The 15,630-nt window shown below is 64.4% G+C and carries 18 protein-coding genes; 8 read left to right on the plus strand and 10 right to left on the minus strand.

Annotated features, from left to right (window positions below):
• The 3 genes from BFE01S_RS38210 to BFE01S_RS38215 all read left to right on the plus strand — a co-directional run.
• Window positions 1–230, plus strand: a 230-nt coding sequence (locus BFE01S_RS38210; protein ID WP_042337477.1) for a helix-turn-helix domain-containing protein, incomplete at its 5' end; no start/stop codon positions are given.
• A 259-nt stretch (window positions 231–489) separates the two neighbouring features.
• Window positions 490–888 (plus strand): c-type cytochrome, encoded by a 399-nt coding sequence (locus BFE01S_RS10585; protein WP_042337478.1) that lies wholly within the window; start codon window positions 490–492, stop codon window positions 886–888.
• A gap of 38 nt (window positions 889–926) precedes the next feature.
• Window positions 927–1,325 carry a DUF3564 family protein gene (locus tag BFE01S_RS38215; protein WP_042337479.1) on the plus strand — a complete coding sequence of 133 codons (399 nt, stop codon included), beginning with the start codon at window positions 927–929 and terminating at the stop codon, window positions 1,323–1,325.
• A gap of 15 nt (window positions 1,326–1,340) precedes the next feature.
• On the opposite strand, the gene BFE01S_RS38220 is transcribed toward BFE01S_RS38215, so the two are convergent.
• From BFE01S_RS38220 to BFE01S_RS10615, 5 genes are all read right to left on the minus strand, one after another.
• On the minus strand, window positions 1,341–1,682 hold the full coding sequence (locus BFE01S_RS38220; protein ID WP_156966973.1) for a hypothetical protein: 342 nt from the start codon (window positions 1,680–1,682) through the stop codon (window positions 1,341–1,343).
• A gap of 61 nt (window positions 1,683–1,743) precedes the next feature.
• Window positions 1,744–1,983: a hypothetical protein gene (locus BFE01S_RS10600; protein ID WP_028225463.1), complete on the minus strand. Its 240-nt coding sequence runs from the start codon at window positions 1,981–1,983 to the stop codon at window positions 1,744–1,746.
• A gap of 36 nt (window positions 1,984–2,019) precedes the next feature.
• Window positions 2,020–2,298, minus strand: a complete 279-nt coding sequence (locus BFE01S_RS10605; RefSeq protein ID WP_028225464.1) for a DUF1488 family protein — start codon at window positions 2,296–2,298, stop codon at window positions 2,020–2,022.
• A gap of 95 nt (window positions 2,299–2,393) precedes the next feature.
• On the minus strand, window positions 2,394–3,176 hold the full coding sequence (locus tag BFE01S_RS10610) for a hypothetical protein (protein WP_028225465.1): 783 nt from the start codon (window positions 3,174–3,176) through the stop codon (window positions 2,394–2,396).
• Window positions 3,177–3,408: 232 nt separating this feature from the next.
• Window positions 3,409–3,843 (minus strand): Hsp20/alpha crystallin family protein, encoded by a 435-nt coding sequence (locus BFE01S_RS10615; RefSeq protein ID WP_028225466.1) that lies wholly within the window; start codon window positions 3,841–3,843, stop codon window positions 3,409–3,411.
• A gap of 315 nt (window positions 3,844–4,158) precedes the next feature.
• Between BFE01S_RS10615 and BFE01S_RS10620 the strand changes: the two genes are divergently transcribed.
• The 5 genes from BFE01S_RS10620 (at window position 4,159) to BFE01S_RS10640 (ending at window position 10,280) form a co-directional block, all read left to right on the plus strand.
• Complete coding sequence (locus tag BFE01S_RS10620) at window positions 4,159–4,998, plus strand: universal stress protein (protein ID WP_028225467.1); 840 nt, start codon at window positions 4,159–4,161, stop codon at window positions 4,996–4,998.
• A 119-nt stretch (window positions 4,999–5,117) separates the two neighbouring features.
• Window positions 5,118–5,618 (plus strand): universal stress protein, encoded by a 501-nt coding sequence (locus BFE01S_RS10625; protein WP_028225468.1) that lies wholly within the window; start codon window positions 5,118–5,120, stop codon window positions 5,616–5,618.
• A gap of 385 nt (window positions 5,619–6,003) precedes the next feature.
• Complete coding sequence (locus tag BFE01S_RS38225; protein ID WP_052420850.1) at window positions 6,004–7,083, plus strand: lysylphosphatidylglycerol synthase transmembrane domain-containing protein; 1,080 nt, start codon at window positions 6,004–6,006, stop codon at window positions 7,081–7,083.
• 104 nt (window positions 7,084–7,187) lie between these two features.
• Window positions 7,188–8,921, plus strand: coding sequence for an ABC transporter permease (locus BFE01S_RS10635; RefSeq protein ID WP_028225469.1), 1,734 nt, complete (start codon window positions 7,188–7,190; stop codon window positions 8,919–8,921).
• Between the two features lie 78 nt (window positions 8,922–8,999).
• Complete coding sequence (locus tag BFE01S_RS10640; protein ID WP_028225470.1) at window positions 9,000–10,280, plus strand: ABC transporter ATP-binding protein; 1,281 nt, start codon at window positions 9,000–9,002, stop codon at window positions 10,278–10,280.
• A 141-nt stretch (window positions 10,281–10,421) separates the two neighbouring features.
• Here the strand turns inward: BFE01S_RS10640 and BFE01S_RS10645 are convergent, their stop codons facing one another.
• The 5 genes from BFE01S_RS10645 to BFE01S_RS10665 all read right to left on the minus strand — a co-directional run bounded on the left by BFE01S_RS10645 (window position 10,422) and on the right by BFE01S_RS10665 (window position 15,627).
• Complete coding sequence (locus tag BFE01S_RS10645) at window positions 10,422–11,789, minus strand: MFS transporter (protein WP_052420851.1); 1,368 nt, start codon at window positions 11,787–11,789, stop codon at window positions 10,422–10,424.
• Between the two features lie 149 nt (window positions 11,790–11,938).
• The gene (locus tag BFE01S_RS10650; RefSeq protein WP_169742617.1) at window positions 11,939–13,111 is read right to left on the minus strand and encodes a pyridoxal phosphate-dependent aminotransferase; all 1,173 of its coding nucleotides are present in this window, start codon (window positions 13,109–13,111) and stop codon (window positions 11,939–11,941) included.
• Between the two features lie 43 nt (window positions 13,112–13,154).
• On the minus strand, window positions 13,155–13,658 hold the full coding sequence (locus BFE01S_RS38230) for a RidA family protein (RefSeq protein ID WP_042337481.1): 504 nt from the start codon (window positions 13,656–13,658) through the stop codon (window positions 13,155–13,157).
• Window positions 13,655–14,623 carry a threonine ammonia-lyase gene (locus BFE01S_RS10660; protein WP_052420852.1) on the minus strand — a complete coding sequence of 323 codons (969 nt, stop codon included), beginning with the start codon at window positions 14,621–14,623 and terminating at the stop codon, window positions 13,655–13,657. The genes BFE01S_RS38230 and BFE01S_RS10660 overlap by 4 nt, the downstream gene beginning before the upstream one ends.
• A 2-nt stretch (window positions 14,624–14,625) precedes the next feature.
• The gene (locus BFE01S_RS10665) at window positions 14,626–15,627 is read right to left on the minus strand and encodes a 3-hydroxyacyl-CoA dehydrogenase NAD-binding domain-containing protein (protein ID WP_322787821.1); all 1,002 of its coding nucleotides are present in this window, start codon (window positions 15,625–15,627) and stop codon (window positions 14,626–14,628) included.
• Window positions 15,628–15,630: the final 3 nt, after the last annotated feature.

Consider the following 15,630-nt stretch of genomic DNA (forward strand, 5'->3'; position numbering starts at 1 on the left):
AACAGCGCCTCGCCGCCTTTCTGCTCGATCTGGCTGCCCGTTTCAAGGCGCGCGGCTACTCCGGCACGCAGTTCAACCTGAAGATGAGCCGCGAGGAGATTGGGTGCTTTCTCGGCATGAAGCTCGAAACGGTGAGCCGCATGTTCTCGCGCTTTCATCGCGAGGGTCTGGTGGAGCCGAGCGGCAAGCAGATCCGCATCGTCGATGCGGCGGGTCTCGAGTGCGTGTGAAGCGCAGGTGAAGCACGCCTCGCCAGAACGGGATTTTTAACGGTGTTGGCAGTGCGGGCCCGCTTGTTCGGGGCACGTGTGTTTTGCGGCGCTCGCGCTTTCTGCGGGCGCTTTTTTTCAGCGTAGGCGTCGCTCGGCATGCGTCTTTCCCGCGCACCTGTCCCTCTCGTGTACTGGTTGACTCACGTCAACGGGGCCATGCACGCCGGTGAGAGCATGACATGACTGAAGACCGATTCAGCCTTCGAGGAGAGGATTCATGCCCCGCCGACGCATCGCCGCCGTTTTCGTCCGCCCGCGCTTGCCGGGAGGCTTTTTGCCCGCACGGACCACCTCCCTGAGAACGGTCGCGGCGTTGCTGTTCGCTGTCCAGGCCACCGGCGTCCTGGCCCAGCTTCCGGAACCGACGGAACTGGTCGATCAGCAGCACTGCATGTTCTGCCACACCCTGGACGCGCCATTTCTCGCGCCGTCGTTCCACCAGATTGCCGATCGCTATCGCACCGTGCCCAACGCGAGCGCGATGCTCGAAGAGAAACTCGTCCACGGCGGCAAGGCACACTGGGGCGACATGGCCATGCCGCTGCCGGAAGACCGGGGCGGCCCGCTCTCGCCCAAAGATGCCCAGACGCTCGTTCAGTGGGTGTTAAGCCAGTAGATCCCGTAGATCCTCAACCTCAGCCACGGAGCTTCATCATGCGCGTCACAGTTCATCTCGACGGTTTCGAGCAGATCGCGCCCTGCTCTTATGCGATCGTCTGGATCGACAAGGAATCCGGGACGTGGTCGCGCGAAGGCCACGCCGGTGTCCGGCTGCCGCAGTGGGGACGCTGCCGCAGCATACAAGGTGCTGCTTTGCTCGTCTCGGAGCCGGAAGGGACGGCGATCTGCCAGCTCGACGGGCTCGACCTCACCTCCGACGTGGGGCCCTTCGAAGGCGAACACGGCGAAGCGCGCTGGCCATGCACCGGGCCGGTGCCGATCGCCGGACACTGGCACGTGCAATGCATCGACCCGAGCACCGCAGTGGCCGAAGATAGTCTCTTTGCGGATGACGACGCGTCGAGCCAGTTGGAGCGGCCGGGCGTCGCCTGACCCATTCAATGCCATTCAATGGTCGCGCCGGACGCGGCCGTCCATGCATCGGGTGCCCGGAGCCTCTGCCATCTGCAGTTCATGCTCCGCGGCATCGAATGCCTCGCGCATGGCGACCAGCGGATCGTCGCTCGTGCGATGCTCGACCGCCTTGAGTTCGCTCGATCCGGAGAACAGGTCCAGCCGCACGTCGTAAGCCTCGCTGCGGCGCCCGTCGTGCAATCGCTCGATGGCGAGATGGCAGCCCTTCAGCAGCCCGGCGAACCGCTCCAGTCGCAACAGTTGAATGCAGGCCTCCGCTTCGATGGCGCGCGAACCCGCGAACCCCAGATAGACAATCTGCATGCCAAGTCCCATCGCCGCTGCTCCCCTGCGGGTTCGTCCGCCTCGCCGGCGTGTTCTGATCCGGATGCCCGCGCTACACCTGAAAAACGTGGTCGTTCTTCAGTTCGATCCATTTCATGCCTGCACGCAAGCCATCCAGTATCGCCTCCGCTTCGGTTTCGAAGGTGCGATAGTGGACAAAGGAGTGGCCGAACTCCTGCTCCGGCGCGCTCTGCGCAATGCTGATCTGGCAGAGGTACCCGCCATGCGGTGCCGGCGACGTCATCGCCTCTACAGTCCATGTGCCGGAATCGACAGTACCCCTAAGTGTCATGATGCGGATCTCCCTCTGCTGCGTGGTACCAACGGCTCACTTGCCGTAAATGCGGAATACGCCGCTATGCAGCAAGACCGGTGCGCCCCGGGTCGCTTCGATCAGTGCGGCCGCGGTCTCCTCGATAACGCTGCGGTGGGCACAGAACGCTTCGACGAGATCCGCTTCGCGGATCGACGGGGCACCGAAGTGGTCTTCGAGCGCCTCGGCGGTAATGCCGCACTGCATGGCCTTGCCGTTCACGTGGGCGGGGAAGAGCAGCGTATAGCGTTCCGAGTCGAACTCGGGCGCCACGCGAGGAAACGCTATGTCCATGATCTCTGCCCCTGCCCATTCGGCGCCATGCGGTGTCGTTGGCCCGTCGATTCAGAATAAGGTTCGTCAGGGGCCAGCCGTTGACGCATATCAACTCAATGCACGCCCCCCGGCGCGGCGTAGCCCGGCCACGGCGAGTTTCGTGGCACGAGCAGCAGCGGCAGCGCCGTGCGGCGCGCCACGTCGGCGACGAGGCGGCCCTCGTGCTGTGGCGCACCGAGGCGCTCTCCATACGTTCCCAGGACCACGAGGTCGGGACGCCAGCGCTGCGTTGCTGCGGCAATGGCATGCGAGGCGTCCTCGTCGGCGCTTTGCGTCTGGAGGACCACCGCGCTGAAGTCCACGGGATGCCGTGCCGCCGCCGGGTCGCATGCCAGATACCCCACCCGGACTTGCGCCCCCGGCGCGGCGGCAATCCGCGCGGCCTCGCGAACCGCGTAGGCGGACATCGCGCTGCCGTCGCTCGCGACAAAGACGCGCCGCGGCGGTACGCGGCAGCGGCGCCCCAACGGCAAGGGAAACACAAGGAGGGGACAATCCACGGTGACGGCAAACGCCGCCGGGCCGGAAATCGCGCCGATCACCAGTTCGGCCAGCGCGGCGCGCGCGGCGCGGGCGAGCGCGTCGGTCGGTCCCGTGAGCGCATCCGTTTCGACCATCTCCTTGTTCACCTCGAATCCGTGCCTTTCGAGCGTCTCGCAGGCGGCATCGACGGTTGCAATCATCGCGATCCGCTGCAGCAGCGACGGCGCCCGCACCAGGGCCGCCTCGTCGGTCGACGGCACGCGAATCAGCCCGGCAACATGAATGCGCGCAGCCGGCCGCGCCCAGCCGGCCACATAGCCGAGCAGCGAAGCGACAGATTCGCTCCCGGTCAAAAAAACAAAAATGCGCGAGTACGGTGCGACGACTGGCGTATATGTGGATTGATCAGGCCAACGCCCCATTTTCGACTCCCCGGTGCGGCATCCCGTGGCTTGCCGCGCGCCCCTGGATCGCCCTCCGTTCCATGCAAAAAGGCGCAGGGCATGAGCCCTGCGCCATACGGGCGACACCCGTGCAGCCCCGTACGGGACGATACGCCCGCCTCCCTTTCACGTGCTTCGGCACCTATTCGATCTGCAGCCGCTTTTGTTCTGCCGGCGCCTTCTTCGGCAGCGTCAGGGAAAGCACGCCGTCCTGGTACTGGGCGCTCGCGCCGGCTTCGTCGATGTCGCTCGCCAGCGAGAAGGTGCGCGCAAAGGTCCCGCTGTAGCGTTCCCGGCGCACGATTCGCTCACCTTCCTTCAACTCGGTGTTGCGCTCGACCTTCGCATTGATCGACACCACATTGCCGTCGATCTTGACGTCGATGTCCTTCTTGTCCACGCCCGGCAGTTCGGCCTTCACCGCGTAGGCCCGGTCGCTTTCGGTCACGTCCAGCTTCATCGGCAACAGGTCACTGTCTTTGGCCGCGAGCAGACTGCGGATCGGCAGAACCAGACCCTGAAACAGATCGGAAACCGGTTCGACGGAAAACGGATCGTAACGCGTCAGATTGCTCATCTTGATTCCTCCTCGGAGCTTTGGCGGCCCCGCGATTGCCATTCGAACCGCACTGCCGCCCCGGGCACCTGCCCGTACATTGCGCGTCCGGCATGGCGGTGCGCGCTGTTTCCAATTTAAAAAGCCGCGCCGTTTCCCGATTGATCTGCCTCAATCCCTCCGCTTGCCCGATGCGGATCGTCGTTTTCGTGGCCCCGTGCAGAAGCTTGATTCAAATCAAGAGTGCAAGGACACGCATTCGTAGACTCGAATCACTTCGTCGCCCGGGCCCGGTTGGGCCGCGATCGCCCCGAATCCTCCCGCAGGAGATCCGTCGTGACGTACAAGACCTTGATGGTTCATCTGGACCCGAGCGCTCGCGCGAACGCGCGGTTTTCGCTCGCCCTGAAGCTGGCCCGTACTTACGGTGCGTATCTGGACGGAGTGTTCGGCGCCTTCGAGCCGCGCGCAGGCGACTTCTACGTCATGGCGGGCACGTCCGAATACTACGAAGCCCATACCCAACTCCGCGCCGAACAGCGCGGCGCCATGGAAAGGCTGTTTCACGCCGAACTCGCGCGCGCACAGGTCAAGGGGCACTGGCACGCCGCCGGCGCGAATCCGGTCGCAGCGTTGATGCAGCGCAGCCGCACCGCCGACCTGACGATAGTCGGGCAAGCCGACCTGGACGATCCCGAAGCCCACGTTGCCGACAATTTCCCCGAGACGCTCGTGCTCGGCGCCGGCGGCCCGGTGCTCGTGGTGCCGTACGCCGGCCAGTTCGATTCGGTCGGCACGCGCGTGCTGATCGCCTGGAACGGCAGCCGCGAGGCGGCGCGCGCGGTTCACGATGCGATGCCGTTCATCACGCGTGCCTCGCGCGTCTCGATCGCAGCCGCATCGACCACCTTTACGCCCTCGTCCTCGCAGGCTTCGTGCGACGACCTGGCTGCCATGCTTGGGCGCCATGGCGCGCCGGAGGTGGACATCGTCCGCTTCGACCGCAGTGCCTCCGAGAGCACCGGCGAGGCCCTGCTCAGCTACGCTGCGGACGGCGGATTCGACCTGCTCGTCATGGGGGCGTACGGCCACGCGCGCGTGCAGGAACTGGTGCTGGGCGGGGCAACGCACACGGTTCTCGGCAGCATGACGCTGCCGGTGCTGATGTCGCATTGAGCCGCGGTACAGGGCACAGGTACAGGGCACAGGTACAGGGCACAGGTACAGGGCACAGGTACAGGGCACAGGCACGTGGCACACTAACCGCTTTGGCACAACGATTACGGAGACCCACCATGTTTTCCCGCATTCTCGTCGCACTCGACGGCAGCAAAACCGCCTCCCTGGCGCTCGACGCCGCAATCCGGCTCGCACTCGACAATAACGCGGAGCTGCAGCCCCTCTACGTGATCGACGTGCCGGTGATGGCTTATGACGTGCCGGGCTTCGATCCGTCGATCGTGCGCGATGCGTATGTGGACGAGAGCCGCATCATTTGCGCCGATGCCGAGGCCCGCATGAAGCGGGAGGGCGTGAAGGGCGCGCCCCGCTCGGTCGAAGTCGAACTGGGCACGAACGACGTCGCGCAGTGCATCGAGCAGGCCGCCGCCGCGTGGCATGCCGACCTGATCGTCATGGGCACGCATGGACGCCGCGGGGTGCGGCGCATGGTCCTCGGCAGCGTGGCGGAGCATGTGCTGCGCAGCGCGTGCCGTCCCGTGCTTCTGGTTCCCGCCCGGGCTGGCGGGGCGGAAGCCGGAACACCGTCGACGCATTCCGCGAGCGTTTCCGCCTGAGGCCGGCCAGTCCCGTCGCACACCAACGTATCGCCGTTGTGCCGCCCCCGGGCGCGCAATGCACCGGATACGCAGGGGTACGCCGTGCAGCATCGCGACTGCGCGAACAGAACGGCAAACCGCCCACCGGCCATGGCGAGCACCTCTGCCTGCGGTGCATGGCAGGACAAGCCAGAAACGGCCAGGTCGAAGCGTGCATGCGCAATCCCGGTCGTGCCGCACGCGTGCTGTTCGTGTTGTGCGTCTGCAGACTCGTTCGCGAACTCCAGCGCCTCAGGCTCCGATGAATGCCGGCCCCCCGCCCTCTCGCCCGCCGCCCGACAGCGGGCCGCCTGCACGGCAAGCCACTGCGAGCCCAACCCCGGCGCCCCTCGCGCAACGTGCCGTGCGCGCGTTTTCGCAGGGGCTCGCCCCCGGGCGCCGGTGGCGCGGCCCACTGTCCTGGGCAATCGGTCTTGTTTTCCTGCTTGCGCTGATTTTCGTGGTCGTGCGCGCCAGTTCGCTGGAGCGCAGCCTCGCACTTGCGCGCGCCGCACGCCCCGGCTGGCTGCTGATCGCACTCGGCGCGCAGATGGCCACCTACGTGAGCGCGGCGCTCGTCTGGCGCGAGGCGCTGCAGGATTCGGGCTATCCGCTGCCCATGCGCGTGCTCGTACGACTTGGCATCGTGAAGGTCTTCACCGACCAGGCCTTGCCGAGCGGTGGACTGGGCGGCAGCCTCATGGCGATTCGCGGGCTTTTGCGCCGCGGCGTCCCCCGCTCGATTGCGCTGACGGCGCTGCTATCGAGCCTGCTTTCGCGCGACATCGCCTTTCTGATCGCGGTGCTCGCAAGCGCAGCGATACTGTGGCTGCATCACGCCGCGGGAACCACGCTATTCGTTAGCGTCGCGGTGTTCCTGGTGGTGCTCCTGTTCGTCCCCGCCCTGCTCGTCATGCTGCGCCGCTGGAATCGGGACCCGCGCGTCGCCGCACTCGGCAAATGGCTGCATCTCTCGCGCCTGATCGAATCGTTCAACGACATCCCGCTCGATCTGCTGCTGAACCGCCGCCTGCTCGCGAGAACGGTCGCGCTGCAGCTCGCCATCTTTCTTCTCGATGCCGGCACCCTGTGGCTTTCGCTCGGTGCCGTCGGCGCGCCCGCGCATTACTGGGCGGCCTTCGCGAGCTTCGCCGTAGCGTCGATGGTGGCGACCATCGGCCCCGTTCCGCTCGGCCTCGGTACGTTCGAAGCCACTTCGGTGGGCATGCTGCGCCTGCTCGGCGTGCCGATCGAAGCGGCCCTCGCAGCCACGCTGTTGTTGCGCGCGTTCACGTTCTGGCTGCCCATGCTGCCCGGCGTCTGGCTGGCCCGCATCGAGCTGCGCGCCGGCCGGCGCAAGGGGCGAGCGACAGGCGAAGCCGGCTGTGCAGCCGCGCCCGGGCGCGACGACCCGACCGACGAGGGCCCCTTGCCACGCGCCTGACACCGATCGCCGGCGTTTCCGGTCGCCGGGCAAAGATTGATATGCATCAACCACCATCGTCCGTCTTCCCGGACCATGAACCGTCGTGACTTTCGGGGGGCATCGTGGAGCACCATGCCGAGATACTGGGCGGCGGCAAATGGCGCCCGCGCCTGCCGGGCTGGCGCGACCTCGCAGCCGTTCTGCTCGTGCTGGGCCTTCTGCTCCTGCTCGGCACGGGCGCGCGGCAGATGAGCGGCCCGCTCGTGATCGCCCGTCAAGCGGAGATTTCATTGTCTCCGTGGGCGTTGCCGGCCTATACGCTGCGCACGGTCATGCGCATGCTTGCCGCGCTTGCCGCCTCTCTCGTTTTCACGCTGACTTATGCCACGCTTGCCGCCAGGAGCCGGCGCGCGGAGACGGTGCTCATCCCGTTGCTCGACGTACTCCAGTCGGTGCCGATTCTCGGATACCTCTCCTTCACGGTCGCGTTCTTTCTCTCGCTGTTTCCGGGGAATATCTTCGGCGCGGAGCTGGCCGCGATCTTTGCCATCTTCACGAGTCAGGCCTGGAACATGGCGTTCAGCTTCTATCAGGCGCTGCGCACCGTACCGCTCGATCTGGATGAAGCGAGCCGCAGTTTCCGTCTCTCGGGATGGCAGCGGTTCTGGCGGCTCGAAGTGCCGTTCGCCATGCCGGGGCTCGTCTGGAACACCATGATGTCGATGTCGGGCGGCTGGTTCTTCGTGGTGGCTTCGGAAGCGATCTCGGTGGGCCATCTGCAGGTCGCGCTGCCCGGCGTGGGTTCGTACGTCGCGCGCGCCATCGGGCAGCGCGACCTGGCCGCCGTGGGCTGGGCGATTCTCGCCATGACCGTGGCGATCGTCCTTTACGACCAGCTTCTGTTCCGGCCCATCGTTGCCTGGGCCGACCGTTTCCGCTTCGAGCAGACAGCCGTGCAGATCGCGCCGCATAGCTGGGTGCTCGATCTCGTGCATCGCTCCGCGTGGATGCAAAGCTCGGCAAGACCCATCGGCACCGCACTGCACCGCGCCGCGCGTGCGCGCGTCTCCATCGCCGGGGGGTGGCGCCGGCCGCGCCTCGGCATCGGGCAGCGGACCGGCGACGTGTTGTGGTTCGCGCTGTGGGCAGCGGTTGCGATCTATGCGGCGTGGGCGCTCGTGCACGTTGCGAGGAACACCCTGTCATGGACAGACGTGACGCGCGTGGCGAGCAACGGTTTGCTCACGCTGCTCCGCGTGATGGTGCTGATCGCGCTGGCGTCCCTCGTCTGGGTGCCGGTAGGCGTGTGGGTCGGGCTGCGCCCCGGGCTCACCCAGTTCGTACAGCCGATCGCGCAGTTTCTCGCGGCCTTCCCGGCCAACCTCCTGTTTCCGGTCGCGGTGTTTCTGGTCGTCCACAATAGACTCGCACCGGGGGTCTGGTTGAGCCCGCTGATGATACTCGGCACGCAGTGGTACATCCTCTTCAACGTCATCGCCGGCGCCATGGCGTTTCCGGGCGATCTGCGCGAAGCCGCCACGAGCTTCAGAGTCCGGCGGGCCTCGTGGTGGCGCAAGGTCATGCTCCCCGGCATCTTTCCGTACTACGTGACGGGCGCGATCACGGCGTCGGGGGGTGCGTGGAATGCGAGCATCGTTTCCGAAGCCGTGAGCTGGGGGCCGACCCATCTGAGCGCAGGCGGCCTGGGTGCCTATATCGCGCAGATGACCGATGCGGGCGACTATCCGCGCATTGCGCTCGGCATCGCCGCGATGTCCGTGATGGTGATCGCAATGAACCGGCTGCTGTGGCGGCCCCTCTATGCGTTTGCCGAGCGGCGCACGCGGCTGGACTGAAACGCACGCACCCGGGAGAACCTCATGTCGAGCCTCGCGCACACCGAAACGCAAGCCGGTGCCCCGCCCGTCGAGCAGATGGCGCCCCCCGTCACGTCGCTCGAAGGCGTGGGCATGTCGTTCGCCAAACCTTCCGGCGAACCGATGCCCGTGCTCGACCATATCGATCTGGAGGTGCGCGAAGGCGAGATCCTGGGCCTGCTGGGGCGCTCCGGCTCCGGCAAATCCACGCTGCTGCGCATTGCCGCCGGACTCGTCAAGCCGTCTGCGGGGCGCGTGCTCTACCGCGGCCAGCCGCTGCGCGGCCCCGAGGAGGGGATCGCGGTGGTCTTCCAGACCTTCGCGCTTTACCCATGGCTGAGCGTGCTCGAAAATGTCGAACTCGGTCTGGACGCCCTGCACGTGGCGACGGACGAGGCACGCAAGCGCGCGATGGCGGCCATCGACCTGATCGGTCTGGACGGCTTCGAATCGGCCTTTCCCCGCGAGCTTTCCGGCGGCATGCGCCAGCGGGTGGGATTTGCGCGCGCGCTCGTGAGCGAGCCCACCCTGCTGCTGATGGACGAGCCGTTCTCCGCACTCGACGTGCTGACGGCCGAAACGCTGCGCACCGACTTCCTCGATCTCTGGATCGAGCGACAGTTGCCGATCAAGGCCATGCTGCTCGTCACGCACAACATCGAGGAAGCGGTGCTGATGTGCGATCGTGTCCACGTGCTGGGCGGCAGCCCCGCGCGCGTCGTGGCGAGCATGAACGTGCCGCTGCCGCATCCGCGCAGCCGGCTTTCCCCCGCGTTTCGCTCGATCGTCAACGAGATCTATGCGGCGCTCACGGCGCGCCTCGTCGAATCGACCGACGCGTCCGGCAACGCCTCGCGCGGCCTCGCGCTGCGGTTGCCGAACGTTTCGAGCCATCGTCTGGACGGGTTCGTCGAGCCCCTCGCTGCGGTGCTGCATGGCGGCAACGTGGAGCTCGCAAAGCTCACGGAAATGCGCATGCTGAAAGGCGACGAGCTGTTTCCCGTCGCCAGTGCCCTGCATATCCTCGAATTCGCCGAACTGCGCGACGGCACGATACGGCTGACCGCGGCCGGACGCGCATTCGCGCAGGCGAGCGACGAGGAGCGCCAGCGTCTCTTTCGCGAGCACCTCCTGCAGTTCGTGCCGCTCGCGGCGCACATTCGCGAGGTGCTCGACGAGCGTGATGGACACCGGGCGCCGCGCGAGCGCTTCGAACTGGAGCTACAGGACCATTTGAATCAGGGCGACGCCGATAGCACCTTGCGTACCGTGATCGATTGGGGACGCTACGCGGGGCTGTTCGGCTACGACGACGATACGCGGACGTTCGGGGATTGAAGTGGCGTCCGCGTGACAGCCTTGCCCGCCGCGATTTTTGTTCAGTCACCTCGTGGCGGCGGCATTAGGCGGGGCTCGAATCCTTTGGGACTCTCGCAATTACGGGATCGGACATGGAATACGAGCGTCCCGCCATGCCAGTCAGGTCGTGGTCTGAGACTCCCGCGTCGCGAAAGGCAGTCCAACCCCCACTGCAATCCCGGCAGCGACCTGGACAGATGCCACCAGATACAGTCCCCATGTCATGTCGCCGGTCGCGTGCATCAGCACTCCGAGAATCCATGACGACAGGAGACCGGAGATCTGTCCGAGGCTACTGATGACGGCAATCCCCATTGCCGCGCTGCTACGTGGCAGGAACCCCGGTGGAATGCTCCAGAACACCGCAAAGGCACCCGACTGGCCTGCGCAAATAACCGACAGCAGCAATACCGAGGCGGCCCAGCCAGGATGACATGCCGCTAACAGCACCGAGCCGAAAGCGACGACGCCAACGCAGACTAAAAAGTGCAGACGTCTTTCCCGACGCCGATCCGAATGCCACCCGACGCAGAGCATGGAAATAGCACCGGCAATCCCGGGCAATGCGCCCAGCAAACCGATGAGACGGATGTCGGTGAGATTGCCCGCCTGCTTGATGATCGTGGGTCCCCAGAAGTTGAGTACGCTGAGCGCCCAGGGATTGAACGAGTAGCCAATTGACGCCAGATAGATCCTCGGATCGCGCAACACACGCCAGATCAGCTTGCGATGCTCGTGAGTCCCGGCACCCCTTGCGCGGTGGTCCTCTTCGAGTTTAGCCAGAACGATGGCCTTTTCCCGGGCCGAAAGCCACGTGACGGACGACGGCTCGTCGTCGAGGAAATAGAACGTTGCGATGCCGATCAGGACAGCGGGCAGACCTTCGAGCAGGAACATCCATTGCCACGATCTGAAACCGGCCACACCTTCCATCGAATGAAGAATCATGCCGGTCAGCGGACCGCCGACCACGCCGGCGATGCATAGCGAGACCATCAGCAACGACGTGACGCGGGCCCGCCGCGCCTCCGGGAACCAGTAGGTGAGGTACAACACGAGACCCGGGAAAAAGCCAGCCTCCGCAATCCCGAGCAAGGTACGTACGACATAGAACTGCATCGGGGATCTGACAAACGCGGTGGCGGTTGATACTACGCCCCAGAGAACCATGATCCTCAACAGCGTCTTTCGCGCACCGATTTTCTCCATCAGGAGATTGCTCGGTACTTCGAACAGAATATAGCCCACGAAAAATATGCCGGCACCGAACCCGTAGGTGGCGTCGGTCAAGCCCACGTCGTTCTTGAATCGCAGATAGGCATAGCTGACGTTCGAGCGGTCGATATAGCACAGAACGTAGGCGATGAAGAGAAGCGGAATCAGGTGCCACGCTATTTTCCGGTAGATTCGCGCCTCCTCCAATACGCCTCGGCTACCGTCGCCGTCGGCGACCAGCGGAATCGCGCGGCTTTCGGAAAAGTTATTCATGTTCGTCTCTTCGAATCGCGATGATGAACGTGGCGCAGGCGGCCACGCTAACGGGGACACGGGTAAGGCGTTGCCTGCCGGGGATGCGGGACCGCGCCACGGGCGGGCGACAGAGCAGGCAAGGCCGAAAAACAGATATCGCCGAGCGCTTACTGGCCGCCGGTTCGCAGGAATTGCTGGAGGCGTCTCATTCCGGCCTCAAGCTGTAGCGGCTGCCGCGCGATATTGATCCGGATGTAGGGCGACGCGCCACAATCCGCTCCCGGCAACACCAGCACGCCGGTTTCGTTGAGCAACGCATCGGCGAAGCCGCGATCGTCCTCTGAAAATCCGGAAACGTCGACAAACAGGTAGATGCCACCGGCACCGGCTGCTATCCGGAGCCCATCCATCGTGCCAATCATATCGATGGCCATCTGCCGGTTCTGGGCCACGCGTTGGACAAGCGCGTCCCGTGCCGGCGCACCCTCGACGAGCGCGGCAAGCGCTGCTGCCTGCCCAATGCTGGAAGGCGACGACGTGATCTGCGATTGAACCTTGGACATTTCGGCAATCAGCTCCGGTGCGCCGATGCCCCAGCCGATACGCCAGCCCATCATCGCGTAAGACTTGGAAACGCCGCCGACGGTTAGCACCCGGTCCTTGAGCGCCGGGGCAACTGCCGGCAACCCCGGATGTGAGCCGCCGTTGCAGACGAAAGCCTCGTAAAGCTCATCCCACATGATCAATACGTGGGGATGTCTGATCAGTACTCCGGCTAGCGCAAGTAGATCATCGGCACCGTACACCGCACCCACGGGACTGGATGGGCTATTCAGGATGAGCCAGCGCGTACGGGGCGAAATGGCGGATTCGAGAGCATCCGCGGTGAGCTTGTAGCCGCTGGCGGCGTCACACGAAACGATGACCGGAGTGCAACCCGCCATGACCGCCATGTCGATATACGACGACCAATAAGGCGCGGGGATAATGACTTCGTCCTCGGGTTCGGTGGTAACGAAGAGCCCGTTGTAAAGCGCCTGCTTTGATCCCGTCGAAACGATGATATTGCTGTCGTGAACCGGTACTCCGTGTGCCGTGCAGAATGCGTTGGCGATTGCCGCTTTGAGCTGCCCTTCACCATCAACGTTGGTGTAGCCAACGGTCCCCGAGCGCGCCGCCTTCAGTGCCGCCTCGATGGCGACTTCGGGGGTGGGAAAATCGATGTCGCCCGATGCAAAATTGATCACATTTTTGCCTTGCGCGCTCAACGCGCGAGCTTTCTTCGAAAGCATCGTGGCGGGGCTTTCTTTTACCTTCAACATCCGTGATGAAAGATGCACGCGTGTCTCCTCATGAAATAGGCATTGCTGCGCCCGTGTCCGTTCAACAGGTGGCGGACGCCGGCGCGGCTCGCTGGCCGCTGCCATCGAGAGCGAACCTCGCGCTGATTTCCACCGCTGCGCCTTTGGGCAATTGCGCGACACCCACGGCCGTTCTTGCGTGCCGCCCCGCGCTTCCGAAAGCCTTCTCCATCACATCGGATGCGGCATCCGCCACGCTGCTGTGGTCGGTGAAAGCTGCCCCGCTGTTCACGTAGACAGTGAGTTCGATAACCTGCTCCACGGCATCAAGCGAGCCGGCCGCCATCCTGACGATGGAAAGTATTCGCAGCGCACATATCGTTGCGGCATATCTTGCCCTCTCGATGCTGACGTCGTCGCCGACCTTGCCGACGACTGCGACGGCCCCGTCTGCGCGAGGCAACTGGCCGCTGATACAAAGCAGCTTGCCGGAACGCACGAACGGAACATATTGGGCGACCGCTTCCACTGTCTCCGGCAGAACCAGACCAGCGGCATGTAAATCGAGTTCACGTTTCGAGGTCATCGCCCAATGCACTCCATGAACGTATTCCGGTCGACATTGCCACCTGAAAGAATCGCCAGAACGCCTGAAGGTCGATGCCTGAACTTACGGGTGAGGAGCGCCGCCAGCGCCGCTGCGCCACCTGGTTCGAGTACCAGTTTTAGATGCTCGAAGGCAAAGCGCATGGCGCCCCTGATGTCGTCATCCGACACGCTCACGCCCTCGACACCGCAGCGGCGCATGACGTCAAACGTCATCGCTCCCGGCGTCTGTACGATGAGCGCGTCGCAGATTGTCCCGGACTTCTTCGCGTTGGACACGCGCACGCCCTGTTCGAGCGAGCGTGCGGTGTCATCGAAACCCTCGGGCTCCACGGCATATATCCGGCTTTCCGGGATGAGCGAGCGGACCGTCGTCGCCCAGCCCGAGGTCAGTCCGCCGCCGCTGCAGCACACCATTGCGGTGTCAATCCAGCCGTAATCGCCGATCTGTTCGAACGCTTCGAGCGCACCGGTGCCAGCGCCTGCCATTACGTCGTAGTCGTCGTATGGCGGAACGAGCGTCAGGCCTCGTTCCTTGATCAACGCCGTGCAGATCTGCTCGCGATCGTCTTTTTCGCGGTCATACAGCACGACCTCGGCACCGTTCGCTTTGGCACCTTGTATCTTGATGTTCGGGGCATCCCGCGGCATCAGTACCACCGCATGAATCGAGAACTGTCTGGCCGCGACCGCCACAGCCAGTGCATGATTGCCCGACGAATACGCGATCACGCCAGCATTCCGTTGTTCGGCGCCCAGCGTCAGGATCTTGTTTGCGGCGCCGCGAAACTTGAACGCCCCGGCTTTCTGCAGGTTCTCTGCTTTCAGGAGTACTTTGGTGCCGGCGATACGATCGAGTTCGGCTGACTCGATGAGCGGCGTGGCGAGCGCGATGCCACGGATTCTTGCAGCCGCTTCGCGCACACTCTGCATCGTGATCGACATGCTCAGCCCTCCTCGTTCGCCGGGACCGGCCCCAGCACCTGGGCTGCGCGCATCAGTGCAGTTTCGTAGCGCGCCTGCTCCTCGGCAATTTCCGCTTCGGTCCAACTGCGCATGCCGTGTCTGGTCTTCATGCCGAGGTGGCCCCGAGCGACCAGTTCGGCTAGTGTCCGGCTCGGCGCGGTATCGTTGCACAGGGACGGATAGATCACCGTCGCTGCGGCATGCTGGGTATCGAAGCCGGCGAACTCCTTGAGCAAGATCGGGCCGGCAGCCGCGTACCGGAAGCCAAAGCCGAACTGCACCGCAATATCGACATCGCCGGCACTCGCGAGTCCGCTGTCGATCACCGAAAAAACCTCGCGCATCAGCGCGTGCTGGATCCGGTTCGCGAGGAAGCCCGGCACATCCTTGTTGACGCGCACGGGCGCGCGGCCCAGTTCGCGGAAAATGGCATACAGCGCATCGATGGTTGCCCCCGCTGTTTTTTCCCCTTTGGCGATTTCGACGAGCGGGACCAGATGGGCTGGTTGAAAGAAATGCGTGTTGGCCATACGAAACGCGGTTTCGCAGCGCTGTGCAACGTCGCTGATTCGCATGCTCGAACTGTTGGACCCGATGGGAACACCGGGCGGAACCAGATGATCCAGTGACTCGAAGAGCGCGCGCTTCGCATCCAGATTCTCGACGATGGCTTCCAGAACGACGTCTGTATCTGCCCAGTCCACTTTGCCGAGCTCCGTTCTGAAAACCAGCCTGTCGCGCTCGAACGATGCGCCCAACTGCCGTACCGCCGTCTCAATCAGCCGTGCGGCTTCCGCCCATTTCGCCTCATTGGACTCAACGACCTGCACGGTCCAGCTTCCGGCCAGAAAAATCGCTGCGATGTCGCGGCCCATGATCCCGCAGCCAATAATTACACTCCGTCTCTCTTGCATACACCCGCCTTTGTTGACTATAAAATTGCATACACCAATCGCCGAACAATCCCTTGAGCGCAAACTCATTCG

The sequence above is a fragment of the Paraburkholderia ferrariae NBRC 106233 genome, from assembly GCF_000685035.1.
Classification (GTDB): domain Bacteria; phylum Pseudomonadota; class Gammaproteobacteria; order Burkholderiales; family Burkholderiaceae; genus Paraburkholderia; species Paraburkholderia ferrariae.